Source organism: Streptomyces sp. NPDC052236, from assembly GCF_044548015.1.
Classification (GTDB): domain Bacteria; phylum Actinomycetota; class Actinomycetes; order Streptomycetales; family Streptomycetaceae; genus Streptomyces.
The window spans coordinates 116,190-139,623 of record NZ_JBIUBL010000025.1 but is presented as its reverse complement, the minus strand read 5'-3'; the positions used below and the strand labels follow the sequence as shown (position 1 = coordinate 139,623).

At 68.3% G+C, this 23,434-nt stretch carries 13 protein-coding genes and 2 pseudogenes; 7 read left to right on the top strand and 8 right to left on the bottom strand.

What is annotated here, in order from left to right; genetic code table 11:
• Positions 1–15: 15 nt before the first annotated feature.
• Both ACIHCQ_RS33285 and ACIHCQ_RS33280 read right to left on the bottom strand, forming a co-directional pair.
• Positions 16–711 (bottom strand): hypothetical protein, encoded by a 696-nt coding sequence (locus ACIHCQ_RS33285; RefSeq protein WP_399670860.1) that lies wholly within the window; start codon positions 709–711, stop codon positions 16–18.
• 317 nt (positions 712–1,028) lie between these two features.
• Positions 1,029–2,144 (bottom strand): annotated as a pseudogene (locus ACIHCQ_RS33280) (ATP-binding protein); the annotation flags it as partial.
• Positions 2,145–3,005: 861 nt separating this feature from the next.
• Here ACIHCQ_RS33280 and ACIHCQ_RS33275 point away from each other — a divergent pair.
• From ACIHCQ_RS33275 to ACIHCQ_RS33260, 4 genes are all read left to right on the top strand, one after another.
• Positions 3,006–5,372, top strand: coding sequence for a dynamin family protein (locus tag ACIHCQ_RS33275; protein ID WP_399670857.1), 2,367 nt, complete (start codon positions 3,006–3,008; stop codon positions 5,370–5,372).
• Between the two features lie 223 nt (positions 5,373–5,595).
• The gene (locus ACIHCQ_RS33270; RefSeq protein ID WP_399670854.1) at positions 5,596–6,777 is read left to right on the top strand and encodes a dynamin family protein; all 1,182 of its coding nucleotides are present in this window, start codon (positions 5,596–5,598) and stop codon (positions 6,775–6,777) included.
• A gap of 5 nt (positions 6,778–6,782) precedes the next feature.
• Entirely contained in the window at positions 6,783–7,871 is a 1,089-nt protein-coding gene (locus ACIHCQ_RS33265) for a hypothetical protein (RefSeq protein ID WP_399670851.1), read from the top strand.
• On the top strand, positions 7,868–8,965 hold the full coding sequence (locus ACIHCQ_RS33260; protein WP_399670848.1) for a patatin-like phospholipase family protein: 1,098 nt from the start codon (positions 7,868–7,870) through the stop codon (positions 8,963–8,965). The genes ACIHCQ_RS33265 and ACIHCQ_RS33260 overlap by 4 nt, the downstream gene beginning before the upstream one ends.
• Here the strand turns inward: ACIHCQ_RS33260 and ACIHCQ_RS33255 are convergent, their stop codons facing one another.
• From ACIHCQ_RS33255 to ACIHCQ_RS33245, 3 genes are all read right to left on the bottom strand, one after another.
• A complete protein-coding gene (locus ACIHCQ_RS33255; RefSeq protein ID WP_399670938.1) occupies positions 8,966–9,190 on the bottom strand; it encodes a hypothetical protein in 225 nt (74 codons plus the stop codon).
• 238 nt (positions 9,191–9,428) lie between these two features.
• The gene (locus tag ACIHCQ_RS33250; RefSeq protein ID WP_399670845.1) at positions 9,429–10,967 is read right to left on the bottom strand and encodes a CATRA conflict system CASPASE/TPR repeat-associated protein; all 1,539 of its coding nucleotides are present in this window, start codon (positions 10,965–10,967) and stop codon (positions 9,429–9,431) included.
• A complete protein-coding gene (locus tag ACIHCQ_RS33245; RefSeq protein WP_399670842.1) occupies positions 10,964–11,299 on the bottom strand; it encodes a hypothetical protein in 336 nt (111 codons plus the stop codon). The genes ACIHCQ_RS33250 and ACIHCQ_RS33245 overlap by 4 nt, the downstream gene beginning before the upstream one ends.
• Before the next feature lie 90 nt (positions 11,300–11,389).
• On the opposite strand from ACIHCQ_RS33245, the gene ACIHCQ_RS33240 reads away from it, so the two are divergent.
• Positions 11,390–14,350, top strand: a complete 2,961-nt coding sequence (locus ACIHCQ_RS33240; protein ID WP_399670839.1) for a CHAT domain-containing protein — start codon at positions 11,390–11,392, stop codon at positions 14,348–14,350.
• Positions 14,351–14,515: 165 nt separating this feature from the next.
• Here ACIHCQ_RS33240 and ACIHCQ_RS33235 read toward each other — a convergent pair.
• Positions 14,516–15,136: pseudogene (locus ACIHCQ_RS33235) on the bottom strand (hypothetical protein); the annotation flags it as partial.
• Between the two features lie 431 nt (positions 15,137–15,567).
• On the opposite strand from ACIHCQ_RS33235, the gene ACIHCQ_RS33230 reads away from it, so the two are divergent.
• Both ACIHCQ_RS33230 and ACIHCQ_RS33225 read left to right on the top strand, forming a co-directional pair.
• The gene (locus ACIHCQ_RS33230; RefSeq protein WP_399670836.1) at positions 15,568–17,571 is read left to right on the top strand and encodes an RICIN domain-containing protein; all 2,004 of its coding nucleotides are present in this window, start codon (positions 15,568–15,570) and stop codon (positions 17,569–17,571) included.
• A gap of 68 nt (positions 17,572–17,639) precedes the next feature.
• Positions 17,640–18,986: a glycoside hydrolase family 43 protein gene (locus ACIHCQ_RS33225; protein ID WP_399670935.1), complete on the top strand. Its 1,347-nt coding sequence runs from the start codon at positions 17,640–17,642 to the stop codon at positions 18,984–18,986.
• A 417-nt stretch (positions 18,987–19,403) separates the two neighbouring features.
• On the opposite strand, the gene ACIHCQ_RS33220 is transcribed toward ACIHCQ_RS33225, so the two are convergent.
• A complete protein-coding gene (locus tag ACIHCQ_RS33220; RefSeq protein WP_399670833.1) occupies positions 19,404–20,015 on the bottom strand; it encodes a hypothetical protein in 612 nt (203 codons plus the stop codon).
• A gap of 646 nt (positions 20,016–20,661) precedes the next feature.
• Positions 20,662–23,310: a hypothetical protein gene (locus ACIHCQ_RS33215; RefSeq protein WP_399670831.1), complete on the bottom strand. Its 2,649-nt coding sequence runs from the start codon at positions 23,308–23,310 to the stop codon at positions 20,662–20,664.
• Positions 23,311–23,434 lie beyond the last annotated feature (124 nt).

Genomic DNA, 23,434 nt, shown 5'->3' with positions numbered 1-23,434 from the left:
TCGGTGCTAGAGGCGTCAGCGCGAACGGCGCGCGGCAGGGGAGTCCGACGCCGCCGAAGCGGGCGGTGAAGCGGGCGAGACACCGCGTTGGCCGGAGGCGGATCGCGCCAGTGCCGACTGGACGCGCCCGGTGGGCTCAGGCTGGTCGACGCCGATCCGGTCGGTCAGGTGATGGGCAGCCTTGGCCAGCGCCCCTCCGCTGTAGCTGAGTTCGTCGGCGTAGTGCCAGCCTTCGGAGTTACGCAACTCCCGGGCTCGCTCCCGGTAGACCTCCCGAGACCCCGCCGGACCGGTCAAGAGCTCGGTGACAACTTCCCACTCGCGGCGGACCTCGCCTGCTCGCGCCAGTACGGACTCGATCCCCCGAAGACGCAGCAGGTCGGCGCTGACAGGGCCATCACGGTAGTCGGCCGGTTGCGCGGCAGCCCGGACACCCGTGAGGACCTCGGGGCCGTGGGCCAGGAAGGTCTCGACGTGCTCCCAAGCGGCGGCGTCTCGGGCCACCTTGCCGTCGGCGTATCCGGTTTCGTCGACGGGCCAGCCGTCCTCGTCGCAGTACGAGTCCGAGACTGCGTCCCACTGGTCCGAAGCCTGCCTGATGCCGTCGGCGGCGGAGGCCAGGGCCTGGACGCGCACCCGCCATTCCGCCTGCTCGCTGGCAGCTTGCGACTGACGGCCAGGGTTGATCGGGAGTTCGGCGGAGGTTGGCATGGGTCTTGCTCGTTTCTGTACGGGGTGTCTCACCGAGAGCGCGGCAGCGAGCGCGCGGCGGACGGTGAGAGGGGAGCAGGAGCGTCGCTCTGCTGGCCCGGGGAAGTTCCCCGGGCCGACGCCGCTGGCGAAAGGCGGGTTGCTAATGCCGCTCGGTGCGACCAGGAGCGGATCTCGGTGCGCCGCCGTCGGGACGGGCGCTCGCGCCGGTCGTTGGGTGGCGCTGGGGGTGTGGCGGCTGCCCTCGTACGCCAGCAGTCCGGTTTTGGAACGGCCCAGGACACGACTCAACTCGTGTGTTCCACAGGCCAGTTGGATCAGGCGGCCATGCGGGCATCGGTGTCGAACAACTCACGCTCGGCCGGGTGCAGGATGTGCTGGGTGATGAAGCTCCGACCTGCGACTTTCCACAGCCCCCGCCCCTTGGTGAGTGCGGACACGGCCTGGGTTTCGACACCGGTCAGGCCGAGTAGCGATGCGGCGGCGGCGAGCTGGTCGGGCTCCTGGCGGTAGATGATGCGGGTGGAGCAGTCGGCGAGGAGGCCCTCGGCCAGCACCCGGCCACGCGAGCCGGCGTCGCCCGCGCTCAGCAGATCGCTGAGGCGATGGATGACCATCAAATTCGCGATGCCGAGACCTCGGCTCAGCTTCCACTGGCTCTGCATGCGCTCCAGCAGGCCGACGTGCCTCATCACGCGCCATGCCTCGTCGTAGATCACCCAGCGGCGACCGCCGTCCGGGTCGGCGAGTGCGGACTCCATCCAGGCGCTCGCGCAGGTCATGGCCAGTACCAGCGCGGTGTCGTCGCCTGAGCCGCCGAGTCGGGACAGGTCGATCGACAGCATGGGCGTGGTCGGGTCGAAGGCCACGGTCGAGGGCGCGTCGAACATTCCGCTCAAGTCACCGTGCACCAAGCGGCGCAGGGCATGTGCGAGGTCTTGGGCGGCGGGACCCATGTGCAGGGCCTGGTCACCGAGGGCCCTACCGAGGCGCTCGGGCGAGCCGAGGGTGTGTGCGATCTCGCCGAGCAGGGGTACGGTGCTGTCGGCCTCGGCCTCGGCGACGACCAGGTCCAGCGCGAGATCCAGCGCCGTGTGCTCCATCGGTAGGAGATCGCGCTTGAGCACGGTGCGCGCCAGGCCGGCCAGGAGCAGGAGGCGGCGCTTGCGGACCTCGGTCGACCAGTTTTCCACGCTCACCGAGGCGGGCCGGGTCGGGGCGTCCAAGGGGTTCAACCGGCCGGGGAGCCCGGGGCCGAGCGCGATGGTGTAGCCGCCGAGAGCCTGCGCGACAGCCGTCCACTCGCCCTTGGGGTCGCAGGGCACGTAGACCCGGTAGCCGTGGGCGATGGCCCGGGTGGCTATGGACTTGGCCAGCGCGGACTTGCCCATCCCGATGATCCCGGCCAAGACCGCGTTGGGGTTGGTGAACCCCAAGTCAAGCCTTTGGCCTGGGGTTTTTCTCTTTCGTTGACCTTGGGATTCGGTTAAATCGGGCACCTGCGGTCCGTGCATCGCAATGCGTAGGTCCGAGGTGTGACTCTTGTGACGTCACTTACTTTCCAGGCTTGTGACCTGCGCTTTCTTCTGGCTGGAGGGTCGGATCTGGTTTGGGTAGAGAGCCTCCGGTGGACAACCGGTGGACAGCCGTGCAGCGGTGGTGCAGCGGCTGCCGGATCCTGACGAGGAGGGTCGTCGCGCTGGCTCCTGCGGTAGCGATATCTGCGGTCTGCCGTTCTCGTTGGCTTCTAACAACGTGATGGCCTCGGTCAAGGCGGGCGATTCTTTCACGCGTTGTAGCCGGACTCCGCGACGTGCGCTCCGTCTTCAGTTCGGCGATGCGCTTGCGCGTCGCGACCAGTCCGGCCCGGTCGCTGCTGGTCAGCCCGGGCTCCTGTCCGGCGTCAACCCGCTGCCGGCGTCGCCAGTTGTAAATCGTCTCTTTTGCTGATCGCCAGGAGCTGGCCCACCGCGGCGGCCTTCCGGCCGGAGTTGACGAGGTCCAGAACTGACGGCGGAACTCGGGTGGATAACGACGGGGCATGATGTCCTCCGGACGCTGCTGGACGGTCGATGCACCAGCAACCCGGCTCCATCAGACCCGGGGCATACCAACTTCACGAAACCAGGTTTGCGGGTCAGTCGCCGGTCTGACCGCCGAACAGGCTGGGTCCGACGAACTCGTCCCCCGGGCCCTGCCAGACCGGTAACTTGATGAGGGAAAGTTGCAAGTGGGTAGGTCTGTCCCCAGTCGATAGGTCTGCTCTCTCTTGGTGTGCGGGCGTGGGGGACTTCATGTCGGATCGCAATGGCCTCATGGCAGATAGCTCACGGGACGGCGGCGGACGGCTTGAGAGCGCGCGCGCAACGGACGCCGTTGAACTGATTGAGCAGGTCGTGGAACTGCTCTCGCAGGCGAACGAGCTGGAACTCTCGTGGAGCGGTCATGTGGAGGGCGAATCGGGCTCCATCGCGGCCATGCGCCAGGAGTTGGAGGCCGTACGGGGCGGGGAACTGCGTATGTCCGTGGTCGCCCCTATGAAGGCGGGAAAGTCCACCCTGGTCAACTCAATTGTCGGCTACGAGTTGTTGCCTGCCCGCGCGGCGGCGATGACCACCCTGCCCACCCGAATCGTGCTTGACCGCCGTGCGTCGGACACCGAAATGGTCGATCAGAACGGCGATGCGTTCAGGCCCGTGCTGGAGCTGAGGGAACAGGACGCCGCCCAATTCGACATGCTGGTGAAGGCGCTCCGCAGGCACCTGTCGCAATCCGAATCAGATGGCATATCGGACCAGTATCCGCATCTCGCTCCCTTGATCCAGGATATCCGGGCAGGCAGGGTCCCCGGAGTGCGGCAGCAGTACCAGGGCCGCGCCGAGGTTCAGGAGTCCTTGACGCTGCTCAACGACCTGGTGAGGCTGGCAGGCCGGGTACTCCCTGCGGAGTGGAGGGTCGAACTCACGGATGTTCCCGTGGTTCGCACACCGTACTGGTCTCCCGAGGCGACCGAGGAGGGCGGGCCGGGCCGTCTGGTGGTAGTGGACACGCCGGGGCCCGACGAGCACGAACTGTCGGAGATGCTCGGGAACGTGGTTAGCAAGCAGCTCAGCGAGAGCCATATCGTGCTGGTCGTTCTGGACTACACAAAAATGGGTGGGCAGTCCGACGCCCAGATCCGCGAGCTGATGAAGCCGTTGCTGAGGATGATCGGGCCCGAGAAGCTCTTCGCCGTGGTCAACAAGATCGATCAGAAACGGCATGAGACGGACCTCGACAACGAGGGCATCGTGCGATCCGTCACCGCCAACCTGGGTCTGACCGATGCCACGGCCCAGGATCGTATCTTCACGACCTCGGCCGAGTGGGCGCTCGCCTCGGTGCGGACTCTGGCGGCCCTCAGACGTCACAGCGAGTCGTTCGTCCCTGCTCAGGACGACAGTGCTGCACGGCTCCTGAAACTGGTATATCCGATGGACTGGCAGGAGGAACTGGAGGGCATCGGAGCTGGCAGGCTGGCCAGGGTGGCACAGCGCGCCTGGGAATTCAGCCGGATGCGCGACTTCCTGGCCTCGGCGATCGCATGGCTGCGCATCGGGGCGCTCCGCCTGGCCATCGATGCTGCCCTGGACAAGGCTGCGGCCGAACTCGCCGACCTGGAGAACGCGACGGCATCACGGCGGGATCTCATCGGTCGTGAGTCCCAAGATCTCGCCCGGGCGGCGCAGCAGATATCCGGGGAGTTGAAAGCGATCGGCGGATTTCGTGACCAGGTGACCGCGCCGACGGAACTGGCCGACAGCCTCTCGGGCGCCCTGCGCAAGCAACTGAAGAACGCGCGGGGCGAAGGGGAGCGGGTCGTCAAGCGGTTCCGCGACGAGATGAAAGCGGATGCGCGGGCCAGTGGTGGCGCCAACCGATTGGCGGCCTTTGCGTCGATCTTCCAGAAGGGTGAAGGCGTGTTCGAGTTCAGCACCCGCGAGGCCGCTGAGGATTACATCCGTCTTCAGACATTCCGCCCGAAGGGCCATCTTGACGCGATCCTCGAACGCACGCGGAAACAGGTCGAATCTTCTGTCGGCGCATCCGCTGAGCGGCAGGTTCGCCGGGAGAGCGAACTCGTCCGGCCGATTGTCGAGCGGGCCGCGGCCCGGGTCAAGGACGAGTTCGACATCACCTTCGTAGTCCCGGACTGGGAGTTGCAGGGGCCCGGTGTGTCCGAGGTCCCTGTCCTTCCCGAGGCTGAGACCCGCCAGACATCCCAAGAGGTGGAGCAGGAGTTCCATCAGCGCTCGTGGCGAAGGCTGTGGCTGTGGAAGAGCACGTACAACAGAAGCATCACAGAGGTGACCGAAGAACAGACGTACATGGTCCGTGCGGATGCCCTTGCGGACAGTCTCCAGCAGTCCTTCCACGACTGCGTCGATGAGATCGAGGGCGCTTTGCGCGGCCATGTCCGGGAAATGATTGTGGCGCAGGTAACCCGGTATTACGACAAAGTTGAAGCCTACCTTCAGCGCTACCGAGGGATCTTGCAGCAGTCCGCCGAGGACAACAAACTCCAGGGGCAGAAGCAGATCGACTTGCGGGAGACTCTGAACGTATTTCACACAAGGGTTCAGGCCCTGCAAGGAGAGGTGGAGCATCTCCGTGCTGTATGAGAGAGGCCGACCAAGAGCCCGCCCCACGGCCGCCCCTATGCCGCATATGTTGTGCTGGATGCTTAGCGGGCTCAACGCCGCCGCCACCCGTGTACTCGACACGTCTGCCTGTCGGTTGCCCCGACTTGATGCGGAAGCGGCGCTCAGCCTGCGGACGTTACTTCCCGAGCTGTCGGAGGCCCCTTCCGGACGCCTCGACTATCGGGTCCCCCTCATCGCTCCTATGAAGGCGGGGAAGTCCACCCTTCTCAACGCGATTGTGTGCCAGGATTTACTGCCGTCGCGTGGGCCCGCGATGACGGTGCTGCCCACCCACGTCGTACCCGTCTGCCGCCGCAGCGTGCCCGAACCCGTGCTCACCTTGGCATCGGCAACCGCCGCGCAGCTCGGCACTATTGCGGCGCGCCTGACCGCGCCCGACCGCCGAACTGCGGTGGACGCCGCTATGGAGCGGCATCCCCAGTTGGCGTCTGCGGCTGCCCGGTCGCAGCAGCAGACGGGGAGCTTCCCCCGTCGCCTCAACGGGACGGAAGCGGTCCGCCAGGGTCTCGCCGACCTGAACGACCTTCTGCGGCTCGCCCTGCTGGCGCTCCCGGAGGAGATAGCGCTACGGGAGGTACGCGCGCTGCGCGCCCCCGAGGTGGTCGTCCCCGTACCGTGGCTCGCTTCGGACCCGGCGGGCGGCTGGCTGGTGCTGGTCGACACCCCTGGGCCGGACGAGGACTTGCTGCCCGGTGTTCTGAACCATTTCGTCGAAGAGGAGATCCGCCGCGCCCACGAGGTGTTGGTCATCCTGGACGCAACCCGGCACGGGAGCACGGCCGAGGCGGTGGTGGCGCGGCTTCTCACCACTGTGGCACCGAGCCCCGGACGTGCTGAGACCTTCACCGTACTCAACAGGGCGGATCTGGTCGGCGAGGAGGAGCCGCGTCCCGGGACGCGAAGACTGCCCATCGCAGCTGGTGCAAGCGGCCACGCGGTCCGCACAGTGGCGCGTCAGGGGCTCGCGGCGGCGTCAGTGCTGTGGTCCCAGCCAGGCACCGGGCAGAGCGGGAAAATGACCGCCCACTTCCTCCGGACCGTCTTTCCCCTCGACTGGGAGGAACGGACGGCCTCGCTCTCCGCCGAGCGGGTGCACACTCTCGCTCAACAGACGTGGGACCGCTCGGGCATACCCGCGGTGATGGACCAGTTCATCGACTGCCGAGGCCGTGACCCCGGGGGTTGGGCTCTTGCCCGGCTGCTGGCGCGCCTCGCTCCGCTCACCGGTCCGCCCGCACCTCCGCAGCACCCTGCGGCCCCGAGGAAACCACCGAACGACCTCGCCGACCTGGCGAATCGCCGTCACCAGGTGGCTCATGCCGCCCGCAGCCACTACGCCGGTTTGGCGATCGAATGGAGGTGACCCCCGTGCCGGACGATCTGCGCAGCCTCGTCCAAGACGTACCGCTGGTGACCGATCGGGTCCTGCTTGAGCTGGCCAACAGCATGGTGGTCGCCGAGGACCTCACAAAGTTCCGGCGTGAGCAAACCATCTCACGCACCCTCCTCGCCCGGATCATCGGCCGGGAGCGGCAGCGCGAGCTGCTGACCACTCAGGCGCTCATCGACGGCCAGCATTCCCTGGTCACATGGGCCACTGAGCTCTCAGGCCACGTGCAGATCTCCGATCTGGCGCTGAGCAGGGTCGCCGACTGCGTGGGAGAAACGCGACGCCAGTTGGAGTTGGTCAGCGGGCGGGCATCGGCACAGCTGACAGCGCTGGCTGACGTGGTGGCCCAAGTGGCGGAGGCTTGCGAGGAGCGGTTTGTTTGTGTGGAGGACCGCCTGTCCGCCCTGGAGCGCCAGCAGACCACGACCGCGCTTCGCCTTGAGGCCGAGGAGGGTTTTGAACTCTCGGTCGGGCGCTGGTCGGCCGGACAGTCGTATGCCCGGCTGCCGTGGCCGTTGCAGGTGATTCTGCTGGCAATGGAAGTTGCCGCGGGGCCCGCAGGAACCTACAGCTTTCTCGCCGGCCGGGACAAGGTCAGCGAGAGACTCGTCAATACCATCCTCACCACCCCTCGACCGGGTGCCCCGCAGGGAAGGTTCACCATCGCGGAACTCATCGACGAAGCGTGCAATACCACGCCGCCGGACCAACTGCAACTGGTCGCTGAGATCCTCGGCAGCGGCCTGGAACCCTCCCTCACCCAACCCGCCAGCCCGCTCATCGCTGTTGCCGCCACCGCCGTCGAGCTGTGGACGCTGCCAGGAGCCGCACGTCCGCCGCACCCAGCCGAAACTGCTCATGCCCTCGTGCACCGACGACACGGTCAGTGGACTTCGCGCACGAGCAACCCCCGGCACTTCGTAGAGCGTGTCGTGGCTGAGCAGGCGGCGGCTGCCCGGACACTGCGCGAGCGCCTCGACACTGGTGTGATGATGCGGCAACGCCGGCAAGGTGACCCGAACCCGGCCGGCGCCCAGCAGGCACCGACGACACCGCTGCTGCCATGACAGGCCTGCCGGAGCTCGCGGACGCGGCCCGCAAGGCAGCGTCCGACGGACTGGTGACCGGCCGGACTGCGGCCCCCACGAGGGAGCAGGCAGTTCCGGCGGCGGAAGCGGCGGACAGCGCCAGGCCAAGGATCGGCCTGGTGCTGTCCGGAGGCGGAGCCAAAGGCGCCTACCACATCGGGGTGGTGGAGTACTTGGCGACGATCGGCACCCGCGTCCACGCGATCGCCGGCGCTAGCATCGGTGCCCTCAACGGCGCGATCCTGGCCAGCTCGGGCTCGTTGAGCGAGGGAACCGCCAAGCTGGCCGCCGTGTGGGACGAGGTCGCAGAGCTGGCATCGTCGGCCAAGTCGACCGGGCCCGAGGACGTAGTGGGCGGGGAGGCACAGGAAGAGACAACTCTCGAACAGCTGGCGCTGCTGCTTCCGAGGCTCTCCGGCCCAGTTGTCCACCCGTCCTACCTGGAGCGGCTCGTCTCCACCCACATCGACCTGGACCGCCTCAGTGACGGGATCCCGCTGTGGGTCTCTGCGTTCCCGGCGGTGGAGGAGGTCGACATTCTCCGCAGCTGGAGTTGGACCATCGACGTCGTGCGGTCCCGCCTGGGTGCGCGTTCCGAGTGGCTCCATGTCAACGCGCTGCCCCGGCACGAACGTCATCAGGCGGTGCTCGCCAGCGCCGCGCTGCCAGTAATCCTGCCTCCCCGCCGGGTGAACGGCCGCCTCTTCCGGGATGGCGGGATAGCCGACAACACTCCGGCGGGAGCGCTCGCCCTGCACGCGCGGTGCGACATGGTGATCGTTGTACATCTCACGGACGGAGTGTTGTGGGACGCCCATGACTTCCCCGGTCTGGGCATCGTCGAGATCCGCCCACACAAGCGTCTCAGTCCGCCCGGCCCAATCGGCGGCGCGACTGCCCTCGTCGACTTCTCCCCGCAGCGCCTCCGCCGTCTGCGGGCACAGGGATTCCGTGACGCCCAACTCATCCTGGAACCCCTGCGCACCATGTTGTCGAGGTTGGACGGCATGAGAACCGCGGAAGGGCTGATGTTGGATGCTGTCGCGCGCTTGTTGGAGCCAGACGCCGGCTGACTAGCCGCGTACTTCAGCTCCTTCGAATGATGCCGGGCTCACATAGACCGGCGCCGAGTGTCGCCAGATGCAGAGCGGAGCGGGAGACCGGTCGAGCCGAACGGCCGTCAGTGTGTCGCCCTCGCGTAGTAGTTGGAGCGCACGGCCGAGCTTCGGCCGGGAGGCTTTCGCGCGGCTCACCTTGTCGACGTGGATGTTGCCGCGGTCGACGTCGGCCGGCAGCAAGGCGTCGGCCTGACGGTTGGGGCTCTGGTCGGCGGCCGAGATCCGGTCGTGGTCGATGAGCCGGTGTCGGAAATGTAGCTGATGGCCATTCACCAACCTTGATTTCCGAAGCGGGTTGCTGAACGCCGACCTGCGGGATTGTGATCGCAGGGTCGAGTGTCGGCAGGGAACTGCAACGGTCGCGTCGTGCCTCGCTCCATGATCCGGAGGGCGCCGTGGACTCCGCTGCGAATAATCGTCAGGGAGTGCGGCCGACTCTGGAGCCAATAATGCCTGCCCGCGGACCGTGGCGGAAGGTCCGGGCACGGGCAATGGCCGACACCAGGGCTGTCAGCGCGGCAGATCCCAGCGTGAGGGCAGTTGGCGCAGGCGGATGCAGCAGGACGCCAACGACCGAGGCGGCGAGCCATCCGCCGGCGGCCCCTGCTGCGGCGAAGAGCATGAGGTCGATGCGGTGGCCGAACGAGCGCAGCAAGCCTGCTTCGGCGCGCGGCAGGGCGAGGGTAGGCAGCACCAGGGCGGTGCTGGCGAGGAACGCGATCAGGGCAGGGCGTACGGGGCCGGGCAGGGGGACGCGGTAGGCCAGGCTCTGGACCGCGGTCAGCGCCAGCACCATGGCGCCCAGCGTGGAGGTCTGTATCAGCGTGAGCCGGTCCCGGCGGGCCCGTTGCAGCCGGTCGGCTGCCGCCAGTGCCTGCTGTGTCGAGACGGTCAGCTGCTCGTCGGCCGCAGTCAGGCTGTCCCGTACGGCGCGGGTTTGTGCGCGCGCCCAACGTGCGAGCCTCAGTTCGGAATCGAGCAGGCTCCCGACGTGGGCGTCGGCCAGATGAAGGCTCTCTTCACAGGCGCCGAGGGCGATGTCGAGCCCGTGCAGGCCGTGCAGGGCGCGGGCGACTTGGGCCTGAGCGGTCGCGAGACCGACGAGGGCGGACTCCAGTGTGGTCAGTTGGGCCGCCGACCGCAGTGTCGCAGGCATAGCTTGCCGCACGTCCGCACAGGCCCGCTCGGCGAGGTCGGTCAGCTCTGCCAGGTCCGTAAGTTCGCGCCGCAGCACGTCGCACTGGTGACGCAGTCTCGCCGACTGGAGCAGGTGGCGGGCAGCGGGTGGCGCTCCAGCCACATCGCCCTGCCAGGCCCATCGGCTCAGCTGCGAAGTGTCGGCCTCGGCTGTGACGGCGAGGAGGCGCCGGTGGCGTATGAAGCCGGGTGCAGCGGCTGTCGGCAGGTCCCACAGCCGGATCTCGCCCTGTGCGCCGGCATCGGCAGGGGCACCGGCCGGGCCGGGGGCCGGCACCGCTCCGGTGAGAAGCGGGCCGATGGCGTTCGAAGCACCGGCCAGCGTGGGCCCGGGGACCTCGCCGAAGAACAACTCGGCCGTGCCGAGCACTCCTGGCACGGCTGCGGGTAGCCGGGGGACCGCATCGTGCCATCTTGTGGTCAGTTCCTCCCAGGTTGTGTGGTCGTCGTTGGGTGCGAGCAGTACTGAGACGACGACCGTGTCATGGAAGGCCGCCACCAGCAGCATTTCGAACCCGCCGGGCAGCAAACGCTGCCGGGCGGCGAGGAGCTGCGGCTCGACAGGCAGAGCAGCCGGGTCGGCAACGGGTGCGGGTAGCTCTGTCGGCCACGGAGGGACGGTTTCGGTCAGTCCCAGTGCTGTGCCGCCTTCCCACCACCCTCGCAGTGCATCGCCGGCGGGATGGCCTGGGACCAGGGCTTGGTCCGTCAGGAAGAGCCAGGCTGCAAGGGAGGGATGATGTGGTGTCAGCGTATTCACGAAGCGGATGCCGGTCCGGCTGCGGGAGCCGGGGGTTCGGGAGGCGGTTCGGTGAGTCGTTCCTGCAGCCGGGCCAGCACGACCAGCACTTCTTGCTCCGTTGGCGGGCCGCCGGGCTCTGGCAGTTTCCCGTCCGCAAGGGTCGGCTCGGCCAGCACCACGCTGGTCAACGACACATCGAACGCTGCCGGATCGTTCGCGTCGAGTGCCGCCTCCAGCGCGAGCAGTTGCTTCAGCAGCCCGTCGACCGGGGAGTTGGCCAGGTTCCACTCATCGGCTATCGGGCGCAGGCATGCCATGGCCCGTATCTGCTGGCTTTGCGAGATACCCATCTCCGTCCTCCCTCATTGCTCTGCTTCGCTACCCCGCGCATTGGGTAACTACTCACTCGGTATGTGTCATATGTATCGGACCCGGGGTTCATGAGCGGCGTACACGCACTGCTCGACCAAGCCCGTGACGACTTCACGCGCTTTCAGCACGCCGGCTTGCCGGAGGACATCAGCCGTGCGGTGGAGTCGGCACGGTCGGCTCGTTCGGCCGCCGCGGAGTACGGCACGCAAGCACAAGTGATCGAGGCCGACTGGCTGCTGGGGCACGCCTGCGTTCTGCGCTATCAGGTGGCCGGCACCGACCCCGACGACCTGGACACCGCACAGGTGCGCTTGCATGCTGTTGTTCGTGAGGCTGGCGCTCCGGCGGACCTCCGCTTCTCAGCGGGGGATGCCTTGGCCATGGTGCTGCAGCTACGCCATGCCGAGCAGGGCAATACCGCCTACCTGCACGAAGCGTTGAAGGTCCTCCGGCAGCAGCTGTCCTGGGCCGCCGCGCTCACCGATGGCGAGGGATGCATACCTGCCACGATGGGCAACATCGGCGTGGTTCAGGCCCTGCTCGCCCAGGCCGAGGGTTCGGCCGAGCTGGCCGGTTCCGCCGTGGACTTGCTGCGCGGCGCCCTCGATCTGACGCCGGAAGGCGATGTGTCACGCAGTCACCTCAGGACGCAGCTGGCCAACGCGGAGCGTATCTGGGCCGTGCTGCGCGCGGACCTGACAACTGGTGGCGAGACTGTGGACACCCTGGTGGAGGAGGCCGTCGAAGCCGTGCACGCGGTGGAAGAACCGCATCCGGATGCGCCTGTCGACGTTCTCACCCCAGGCGCGGCCTACCTCCACTACAGCAATGCGCTGTCACTGCGGTTCGAGGCCCGTGGGGACCTAGCGGATCTGGAGGAGGCCGAGGCGACGATCACGCGAGCGTTGGCGCTGACGCCCGACACCCATGTCGCCCACCCTCTGTACCTGATGGCCCGCGGCACTGTGGCTCTGCGTCGCTATCTGGCCGACGACGACGCTGCAGCGCGCGACCGAGCCATCGCCGACATGGAGGATTCCGTTGGCCGCCTGCCTGCGGACTCACCCGACCGCCACATCTTTCTGAGCAACCTGGCCCGTGCCGTGCAGTTCCGCTATCAGGACAATCTGTTGCGGACCGACGACCTCGTGACCGCGCTCGGCCACGCCGAGGAGGCGTCGCGTCTGGGCAGCGAGCGGGCGGCCACCAGCGGCGCGCTGGTCAACTTGGCGGTGCTTCGAGTGCTGATGTATGAGCACACACGCAGTCCGTTCACTGTGGCTCCTGGGAGCTCCGCTGACGGCTTGCGGGCTGCGGAGCTTACCCTCGACCGCCTGGACCGTGAGCTCCCTGAGGACCACCCCGCGGTGGCGAACACGCATCACATACGAGGCTACCTGTACCGCGCGGTGTACCGGGCTGCCCAGGATCAGAAGTATTTGGATGGTGCTCTCGACGCTTACGCAGCAGCCGCGCACTGCGCGGCGGGCCCGCTGGCCATCCGCGTGGTCGCCGCCCGTGACGGCGGGCTGCTCGCGTCCTCTCACTCCCGCTGGCCACGCGCCGCCGAACTGCTGACCCTTGCGGTCGAGCTGCTCGAACCGATGACAGAGCCCACGCTCCTGGGCTGGGAGAGCCGGGCAGAGCACCTCGAACAGTTCGGCGGGATCGCGAACCGCGCCTGTGCCGTCCGGCTCAACGCCGGCAGCGCCGACGAAGCGCTGGCCGTGCTGGATCGCGGACGCGGGGTACTGCTCGCACCCGCTTGGAGCCTCAGGTCATGTGCCGACAGCCTCCCGGCGGACGAGGCGCGTCGGTACCGGGAGGCCATGTGGTCCTCTTTTGCCGAGGACCGGGTGGCCGAGGCCGCCACGACATCGAACGGATTCGTGGTGCGTGCGGCTGTATCGGCGACACCGGCCGTCGGCACGGGGGAAGCGGAACGCCGCAGGGCACGGAACGCCCGTCAGACGGCCGCGGCCCTTCGCCGGTCGTACGCCGCAGTGGACCTCGACGCGCTGTGTGGCCGACTGGGCACCGCAGCGGCGGTGACGGTGAATGTGGCCGAGGAACGCAGCGACGCCTTCGTGACGACCGCCTCTGGAACGCACCTCGTCCAGCTCCCCGGGCTGAAAGTGGACGAGGTCTGGCGGCAGGCTGCCCGGCTCCAGGATGCAGTGTCCGAACGGTCGGTGGCGTCGGTCGCGGTCTGCCACAAGGTGACCCGCTGGCTCTGGGACGTGCTGGCCGAACCGGTCCTTGACCGGCTTGGCTCCGCACGGGTGGAACGCCTGTGGTGGATCCCTACCGGGCCCCTGTGCCTGCTTCCCCTCCATGCCGCCGGCCACCACCAGGATCCCAGTGGCTGCCGTACGGTCCTCGACCGCGTCGTTTCCTCCTACTCGGCCACGCTGCACACGCTCGCCCAGGACCTGGCCAGGCCCACCGAACCGGTCGGACCAGCACTGCTCGTGGCACCCGGCAGCGCGGGCCGGCTCCCACCCGCGCGAGTCCCGGCACCCCTGTACGCCGCACCTGGCCCTGTACGGCTACTGGAGCGGGAAGCCGCCCGGCAGACCGTACTGGAACAACTTCCCGGCAAAGCCCTGGTCCACTTCGCTTGCCACGGCCGCGCTGTGCCGGACGACCCGGCCGAGAGTTCGTTGTTGATGGCCGACGGACAACTGAGCTTCGCCGACATCGCCCGCACCGATCTGGAGCACAGCCGGTTCGCGTTCTTGGCCGCTTGTGAGACTGCATGGTCGGGACGGTGCTTCCCGAACGAGGCGATCCATCTCGGTTCGGCTTTCCAGCTCGCCGGGTTCCCACACGTGGTCGCCACGCTTTGGGAGGTCTATCCGAGCGTGGTAACGCTTCTGACCGAGACGGTCTACGCCGAACTGGCGCAAGGTGCGCAGCCGGCGAAGGCCGTGCACCGGGCCGTGATCCGCATCCGTGACGAGCAGACCGCCTCTGGCCTGGACCGGGGGCCGCTGGCCTGGGCACCGTACATCCACCTCGGTGTGTGACCTGGGGGCGCCAACTCGTGGAGCAGTTCCTGCCACCACACCATGCCGCTGAACCACGCATCGCTCTTCCTCAAGATCGCCACATCCACGTAAGGTGAGGATGCCGAAGGTGCCTTTGTGAAGGTCGAACAAACGTCCTCGCGTGTTCGTCTGGCCTCGTCAGGGGCCGACCTCGTGCAGGTAGATGTGGATGTTCTCCTGGTTGAGGGCGCCGGTGAAGTAGGAGCGGCCCATGCGCTGGCCCCAGTCGCCGCCGGGACAGCGGGAGTAGTTGCCGTCCTGGTGGAAGAAGCGGCCGCAGTCGGGGGAACACTGCGGGGCTCCGCCACCGTCGAGCATGTTGGTGTAGATGTCGACGGAGTTGTCGGTCCACTGGAGCGTGGAGCGGTTCTTCACCGCCCAGCCGACGATGTTGACAGGGACGTTGGTGTACGGCCAGGCGTTGTGGCCCGCGCCGTTGTCGACCATCGCCGCCGTCCACTTGCCGAACTGCTTCTTCAGCGCGGCGTGGATTTGGTCGCGCAGGGTCGCGCTGACCGGGGTGTCCGACTCCCAGCGGACGCAGTAGTTGACGCTTCCCCGGTTGGCCATGATCTGGTCCCAGCCGTAGTTGCGGAAGCCGTAGAGGTCGGGGTAAGTCGAGGAGACGTGGTTCCAGACCTCGTTGAGGGGCTGGACCAGGTTCGAGGGCGGGTTCCAGACGTCCGCCGCGGCCGCTGCCTGGGCTTGGGCTTGGGCTTGGGCCGATTGTTCGGTGGCCGCCTGCGCCGGGGACGGGGTCGTCATACCGGGCGCGAGGAGCAACGCCAGTACGGCGCCGAAGACGGCTACACGCTGGGGTTGCCGCCGACCGGCCCGGAGGTTGCCTTCCCCGACCTACCCGACCTACCTGATTTCCCGGATTCCCCCGCCTCCCCGAACCGCGCCAACGCCACCCACCCGCCACACAGCACACGAACCCGGAAGTAGCCTCGGCCTCGACCCCAGCCCCGACCCCCACCCGTCGGGCGCAGCGGCCTGCCCCCGCCGACTCGGCGCGGGCTCGGCGTCGTCGCGTCGGGGGCTCGGCGCGGTCGCGTCGCGCTCGCTTCGAAAACCGCATCCGTCCACACCCGTTGACTTCCGCTCCAGGCGGCTCTACCTTCGGCCAGCCGATACGTTCGGCAAGCCGATCCTTGTTCGATATATCGACCCAGGGTGTCCATCGAAGGAGCCGCATGCACCCCCCTTCCCGCGCCAACTCCCTTGGTTTTCGGCACCGTTGCAGATCCGCAGCCGTACGCGCCATCACCCTGGCGACCGCCGCGACGGCCGCGCTGCTCTTCGCGCAGCCGATGACCGGGACGCCCACTGCCGAGGCCGAACTCCACGCCAAACCCGTTGCGGTGACAGATCGTCAAATAGCTGTCCCCGAAGCCCCGATGGGCTGGGCCTCCTGGAACGCCTTCGCCGCGAAGGTCGACTACAACGTGATCAAGAAGCAGGTCGACGCGTTCGTCGCGGCCGGGCTGCCGGAAGCCGGCTACGAGTACATCAACATCGACGAGGGCTGGTGGCAGGGCACCCGCGACAGCGCGGGCAACATCACGATCGACGAGGCCGAGTGGCCCGGCGGCATGAAGGCCATCGCCGACTACATCCACAGCAAGGGCCTGAAGGCGGGTATCTACACCGACGCCGGCAAGGACGGCTGCGGTTACTACTTCCCCACCGGCCGCCCCGCCGCGCCCGGCAGTGGCAGCGAGGGCCACTACGAGCAGGACATGACGCAGTTCTCGAAGTGGGGCTTCGACTTCGTGAAGGTCGACTGGTGCGGCGGTGACGTCGAGGGCCTCGACCCGAAGACGACCTACCAGGCGCTCAGCGACGCCGTGGCGAAGGCGACCGCCACCACCGGCCGCCCGCTCGCTCTCTCGCTGTGCAACTGGGGCAAGAAGCAGCCCTGGAACTGGGCACCCGGCATGGGCCCGATGTGGCGCACGAACACCGACATCTTCTTCCACGGCAACACCCCGTCGTACGGCGAGGTGCTGACCAACTTCGACCGGAACGTGCACCCCACGGCCCAGCACACCGGCTACTACAACGACCCCGATATGATGGTCGTCGGCATGAACGGCCTCACCGCCGCCCAGAACCGCAGCCACGTGAACCTGTGGGCGATCTCCGGCGCCCCGCTGCTCACCGGCCTCGACCTCACCACGCTGACCGCCGAGACGACGAGCATCCTCACCAACCCCGAGGTCATCGCGGTCGACCAGGACCCGCGCGGCCTCCAGGGCGTCAAGGTCGCCGAGGACACCTCCGGCCTCCAGGTGTACGGCAAGGTCCTGTCCGGCACAGGCAACCGAGCCGTCGTCCTCCTCAACCGCACGTCCGCCACGCAGAACATGACCGTCCGCTGGTCCGACCTCGGCCTGACGAACGCCGCCGCGACGGTCCGGAACCTGTGGAGCCGTACCAACGTGGCTACGCCCGGCACCAGTTACACCACCAGCGTCCCGGCGAACGGCTCGGTGATCCTCACCGTCACGGGCGGCACCGAGCAGTCCGCGAGTACGTACAACGGCACGTCGAGCTTCTCCGGTGTCGTCGCCGACAGCACCGGCCTGAAGACGGTCGACGTCTCCTACACCAACAACACGTCCGCCGCCCGCGTCGGCACCCTCACGGTCAACGGCCAGAGCCCGACCAAGGTCTCCTTCCCGCCGACGGGCTCCAGCCCCGGCAACATCTCCGTCCAGGTGGGCCTCGCCAAGGGCAGCACCAACACGATCGCCTTCTCCGGCGCCCCGACCCTCGAAGGCATCGTCGTACGACCGCTGCCGGGCAAGAACGCCACGCTCATCACGGGTACGGGCTCCGGCCGGTGCGCGGACATCAACGACAACACCATCGTCAACGGCACCGACGCCCAGCTGTGGGACTGCTCCGGCGGCCAGAACCAGGCCTTCACGTACACCTCCCGCAAGGAACTCGTGGTGTACGGCAACAAGTGCCTGGACGCGTACAACCACGGCACCACCAACGGCACACGTGTCGCCATCTGGGACTGCACCGGCGGCAACAACCAGAAGTGGAACGTCAACAGCGACGGCACGATCACGAACGTCAACGCCGGGCTCTGCCTGGACGCGTACGGAGCGGCCACCGCCAACGGCACGAAGCTCGTGCTGTGGTCCTGCAACGGTCAGAACAACCAGAAGTGGGGCCTGAAGTGACTCACGACGTTTCCCCCGTGAACGGACACCCGAACGCGAGCGGGCCCTCCCGCCGTCTCTTCCTCGGCATGGCTGCCACCGTCCCCCTGGCCGCCACCGGGGCGCTGACCCTCGGCGCCGGGACCGCCCACGCCGCGGACTCGGCGTACGCGATGGTCTACTTCACCGAGTCCAACACCATGCTGGAGGCCAACTACGGGCTGCACCTGGCTGTCAGCCAGGACGGTCTGAACTGGACGCCGCTGAACCAGAACGCCCCCGTGGTCACCCCGACCCTCGGCGCCGGCGGCCTCCGCGACCCCTTCGTCATGCGCAAGCAGGACGGCACCTTCGTCGTCCTGGCGACGGACCTGAAGGGCACCGACTGGACCCGCAACAGCGTGAACATCCACGTCTGGGACTCCACCGACCTGCGTACCTTCAGCGGCTACCGGCTGCTGAAGCTGCACAACATGACCAACACCCACAGCTGGGCCCCGGAGGCCTACTGGGACGCCTCACGCGGCCAGTACGGCATCCTCTACTCGTCGGTGAACAGCAGCGGCCACAACGTGATCATGGTCAGCTACACGACCGACTTCCGCACCACCACCAGCACTCAGGTCTTCTTCGACCCCGGCTACGACATCATCGACGGCAACCTCACGGTCGGCGTGAACGGCGTCAACTACCTCTACTACAAGAGGGACCAGAAGCTCGTCGGAGCCCGCTCGACGTCCCTGACCCCGGGCAGCTTCACCCCGTTCAGCGCCCCGGCTGCACACGGCGGCACGGAGGCGCCGACGGTGGTGAAGTCCCTGACGTCCAACACGTGGTACCTCTGGGGCGACACGTACACGCCGAACGGCGTCTTCTACGCCTGGCAGAGCAGTGATCTGGCCTCCGGCACCTGGACGGCGGTCGACCAACGCCGCTACACCCAGCCGCTCAACTCCAAGCACTGCGGCATCCACCCGATCACCTCGACCGAGTACTCCAACCTGCTCGCGAAGTGGGGCGCGCCCACCTGGAACCGCCTCAAGTCCTACAACCACCCGGCCCGTTACGTCCGCCACAGAGACTCCGTCGGCCGGATCGACGCGTACCCCTTCGACCCGTTCCCGGACTCCCAGTGGAAGCTGGTACCGGGCCTGGCGGACTCATCCGGGGTCTCCTTCCAATCGGTCAACTACCCCACCCGCTACCTCCGCCACTACTCCTACAACCTCCGCCTGGACGCAAACGACGGCACCTCGATCTTCGCCGCCGACGCCACCTTCGTACGCACGGCCGGCCTCGCGGACTCCACCTGGTCCTCCTTCCGCTCGTACAACAACCCGACCCGCTACATCAGACACAGCGACTACCTGCTGCGGATCGACCCGATTTCGACGGCGACGGAACAGGCGGATGCGACGTTCCGGGTGGGCTACTGAGACAGCCGGCCGCGGCTTGTGTGTGGCTGACCGACAGTTCCCCGCGCCCCTTTTCGGCGGCGTGGGGAACTGCGCGTTTCAGGGGCGCGGGAAACTGCGCAAACGGGGATGGGCAGGCGAACGCGGGCCAGGGCCGGTACGGCAGCGGCCGTCGTCGGTGCCCTCGTGGCGCTCGGGGGTCTCCAGGGATCAACGGCCGACGCCCAGACCGTGGAGGGCATCTCGCCCTCCGGCGAGGACATGCCACGGCAAACAACCGAAGGGCAGCCTCGCCGAGCACGCCAGGTACGGCATCCCGGAGGACACCCCGCTGGACCGGACCCTGGGCTATGTGGACAAGCTGGCCAACGGCCGTTACTCCGCCCTCTTCACCGGCATGGTCCTCGGCGTCTCGCGCATGAACAGCGATCCCTCTGGTTAGCGCGTGTTACCAGCTGCTGTGGGTCCGCTTCGCCGACGGCTGAGCACCGTGGCGATCGGGAGGGCTGCTGCCAGGCCGCTGAGCAGGACGGCGGCGAGCGCGCCCAGGACGGCGGGCTGGTCGCCGAAGGCGATGCCGATTGCGGCCAGGGCGGGCCCGGCGTTGCGTACTGCGGCGACGCCGCCCATGGTGGTGCGGCGCACCGGCGGACCTGTGGCCAGCAGTGTGCCGACGGCGAAGGCGGCGGCTGCGAGCAGGAAGCCGGCGAGGAGGGTGAGTGAGCCGAGGAGTGCCACGACGTCACTCCAATTTCCGGTCAGCATGCCCGCCAGCACGATCAGGAATGTCACGTTCGAGACCGCGGCCGCCGTGGGGTGCCACGACCGTGCGGTGGGCGCGGCGTAGCGGCGCAGCAGCAGGCCCATGGCGAACGGTACGAGTTGCAGGAGCGCCACGGTCCGCACCAGCGCCACGACATCGAGGGAGACCCCCTGGCCGACCTTGGCGGCGGTGAGAATGCCGTTGACCGTGGGGGCGAGGCCGTACTTCCCCTGCTCGAACTGGTCGGGCTCTTTGGGGATGACGGCCGCCTGCGGCTTGATCTCCATGTCCGCTCCTCCCGCCACCTACCGGCCGGGAACAATCCCTTTTATTTCCCACGCAGCACGTCTCTCCGCCTCTTGAGCAGAGTTCAGAGTCGGACGTCTCCCCGACCGCCTCGGTGTCCGTCCTACCTGTGCCGGGGCGCCTTTTACCCCAGCGTGTGTCGCCCGCGGAAGCTCGCTGGATCAACCAAGAGTCCTTGGAGAGCGAAGAAGGTCTGAATGTCTGGCATCGCCTGTCGGCGACGGCAAAAGTTCACCCGTCGCCGACACAAGCTGCTTGTATCAGCACATCACTGTGGCCAAGCCGAGAAAGGTCAGGTAGTTGCGGGGTTTCGTTCGTAGCTCCACGGAAGCCCGGCACCCCTCCCAAGAGGGGCCTCCGGGATAGTGCCAAGCCCGGAGGTGGCGCCCGGGGCGCGCGGCGAGCTCGTTGCCCACCGCGCGGATGCGCAGGCCCGCGCCGCGGCCGATCGCGCCGGTGAGGCCGATCCCGGCCTCCGTAACCAGGTCCACGGGGCGCGGCCGTGGTGAAGGCCGGCCGCAGCCGCTGGTCGATCGCGGTGCCCACTGTGCCAGCCTCGGTGCCGACGCCGGGTTCCGACAGGCATCCGACGCCGGCGCGGCCCGTGCCGGTGTTCTGTGGTGCCGGTCAGCCGACGACCGCCGCCGCGGTCTCCAGCAACTCGGGAATCGTCCCGGTGAACTCGGGCAGCAACCGCACCGCCACCGCCCATGCCTCCAGATTCTCCCCCAAGTACTTCACGGCCAGTTCTTCAACCTCCCCGGGGGACCCGCCTTGCTCCTGCGAAGTGGCGGGCAGGGAGTCCAGACACGCCATGGCCGACTGGGCGGGCCGGGCCTCGCGCAGCACGTCCGGTGGTGACAGCAGCCCGGAGCGGACGGCCCCGCTCAGCCAGTCCTGCGAGACCCGGGAAGAAGGTGACAGCGGGTACAGGCGCAGCAGGTCGAGCGCGCCGGGGCGCGGGTCGGACCGGCGCGGCCGGTGGGCCCAGTGGTCATATCGCAGGCGGGCGAGGGGAACGCCCGCGCTCAGTGCGGGCGGGAAGTCGTCGCGCTTCGCCAGTTCCAGCAGCAGGACATCGGGGAGCGGGTCGCGGGCGTGATCCGCTGACAGCTCGTCCCAGGGCAGCTCGGGGGAGATCTCCTCGGACAACCGGGTCAACGCGTCGATGACCTTCTCAGGGGTCGGACCACCGCTGAGGCCGCGCAGGAACGCCACCTGGCTCACCGGGGTCCGTGACTCCGCCAACCGTGCCCGCAGGTCCGCCAGGCCGTCCGTGGCCTGGAGACACCGCTCGACGATCTTGTGCGTCGCCGGCGGCAGCGGGTGCTTGGTCCCGCGCCGCTCCGGGAACGTGGTCTCGGCCAGCAGTGCCCGTACCTCCTCGGGGCCAGCCCGCTCCCACAACCGGGTCACGAGCAACAACTGCCCGGCCGGCGTATGCAGCTTGATCTTGCCGAGCAGTACGCGAGCCAGCCGGGGGTCACCGGACTCGCGGATGGCCAGGAGCCACGGCCGCCGGCCGCTGACGCGCAACGCCTCGACGAGTTCGTCGGTGACCGGCAGCCGCTCCCCGCCGCCCTGGCACCGTCGGCCGGCGAGCACCTGCCGACGCTGCTCATCCGTCAGATTCGTGTGGCAGAAGAGTTTGGTGTTGATTCCGGGGTCGTCGAAGCCGAGCAGATATCCGATCTCCTTCGCGGGCAGGTCCCAGCGGGACGCCCAGCCGGCCAGGGCCGCCGTGCCGCGGGCCTCGATCACGTGTCCCAGCGTCTCCGGTGACGGCTCGCGGAAAACGAGCAACTGCTGTACCAGTCGCTCTTCCAGATGAGGCAGCAAAGCCCGCTGGACGTCGCCGGTGGCGCTTTGGAACAGATGAAGGAACGCGCTGCGGGCCATCTGCGGGTGACGGGCGGGGAACTCCTGGGACAACGGCTTGGGCCAGGTCTTCCCCTGGTGCTGGGAGACCTCCTCCCGGACGGTTTCCAGCAACTCCGCGAAGGATCCGCCGAACCGCGGCAACAGCGTGTACACCGCACGCCAGAAAGGGAAGTCACCGCCCAATGGGGCGATCAGGCCCGCCAGCGCCGAACGGACCGAATCCTCCTCCAGCGGCAGTGCGTTGATCACCTGGCGGGCCGGCCGTACCTCCGCCAGCACCCGCTCCACCGGAAACGATCCCTGGGCGAGGCCACGGGCGAGGACGCCCGGCAGCCTGTGCTCCTCACGGCACCAGTCTTCCTCCAGCAGCAGCCGCCATGGCACCACGGACGCCTTCGGGACAGCCCCCGGAACACGCGAGTAAGCGGCGAGCGCCAGCTCCTCCGGACAACCGGGGCGGCTCCAGAGAATCTCCAGCGCTCTGTCCGGGAACGGCTCGCGGTGGTGCTCGGCCACCAGCAGGTCCCAGTCGGGTGAGACGGTTCCGGACAGAACGGACGTCGCGTCGGCGCCGGAATCCGCCCGACGCAACCGTGCCGTCAGGCCCCCGGACGGCGGGACCGGCGGGACCGGCGGGGGAGAAGCAGAAGCCGCTGGTGAACCCTCGCGGTCGCGAGGGGCCGGGTCGCCCGGGCGGTCCGCCCGGGCGGCGACCACGGCCTCGGTCAGTTCGGTCATGGCCAGTACGGCCGCCGGGTCCGGCGCCACGACCGCCCGGCGGACCACCTCGGCCACCGACCTGCGCATGCCGGGCAGATCCGCGAGCGTGGCGAGCTCGTCCACACCCCCGTATGCCAGCACGGCCCGGCACGCGTCCACCTGGTGCCGTGCGCTGAGCACCCTGTGTTGCGTGCGCAGCACATGCCGGACGACCTCGGGGAAAGGCCCGCGCAACGCCGGCAGCAGATCGTCCGCCGCGGTGGTGGCCAGCAGGATCGACACCAGCCCGCCGGGGGCGCGCCAGCCGGGATCGTACGGACTCGATGCCGCCCCCGCCAGCACCGCGGCGCGCAGCTCCGGTCGCCACGGGTGCTCCGCTCCGTACAGCGTCCCGGCCAGCGACGGATCGGCCAGCGCGGCCATCCGCAGCAGGCCCGACCGGCGTTGGGGACCGGTGTACGACACTGTCAGGGCCGCGAGCAGCTCGCGGTCACCGGAGTCGACCACATGGTCCACCAGATGGCCGGGCAACGAGGTGTCCCCGTGCAGCAGCCGGAGCGTCTCCTCGCGTAGCCGCGTCACCAGGGCCGGTGTCATGGACGGGCCTGCCAGCCGGAACATGCAGGACAGCGCGTCCTTGTCCGCACCACTGCTCACGCTTGCCACGTCGGGCACACTCCGCTCGTCTTGTTTTTGGGTCGGCCGGGCATTCCGGCAGGACAACGCCCCCTGGAGTCCCGGCATCCGGGCCGGGAGCGGAACCGATGCGCCGGTCCCGGGCCGGCTCGCGGCACTCCGG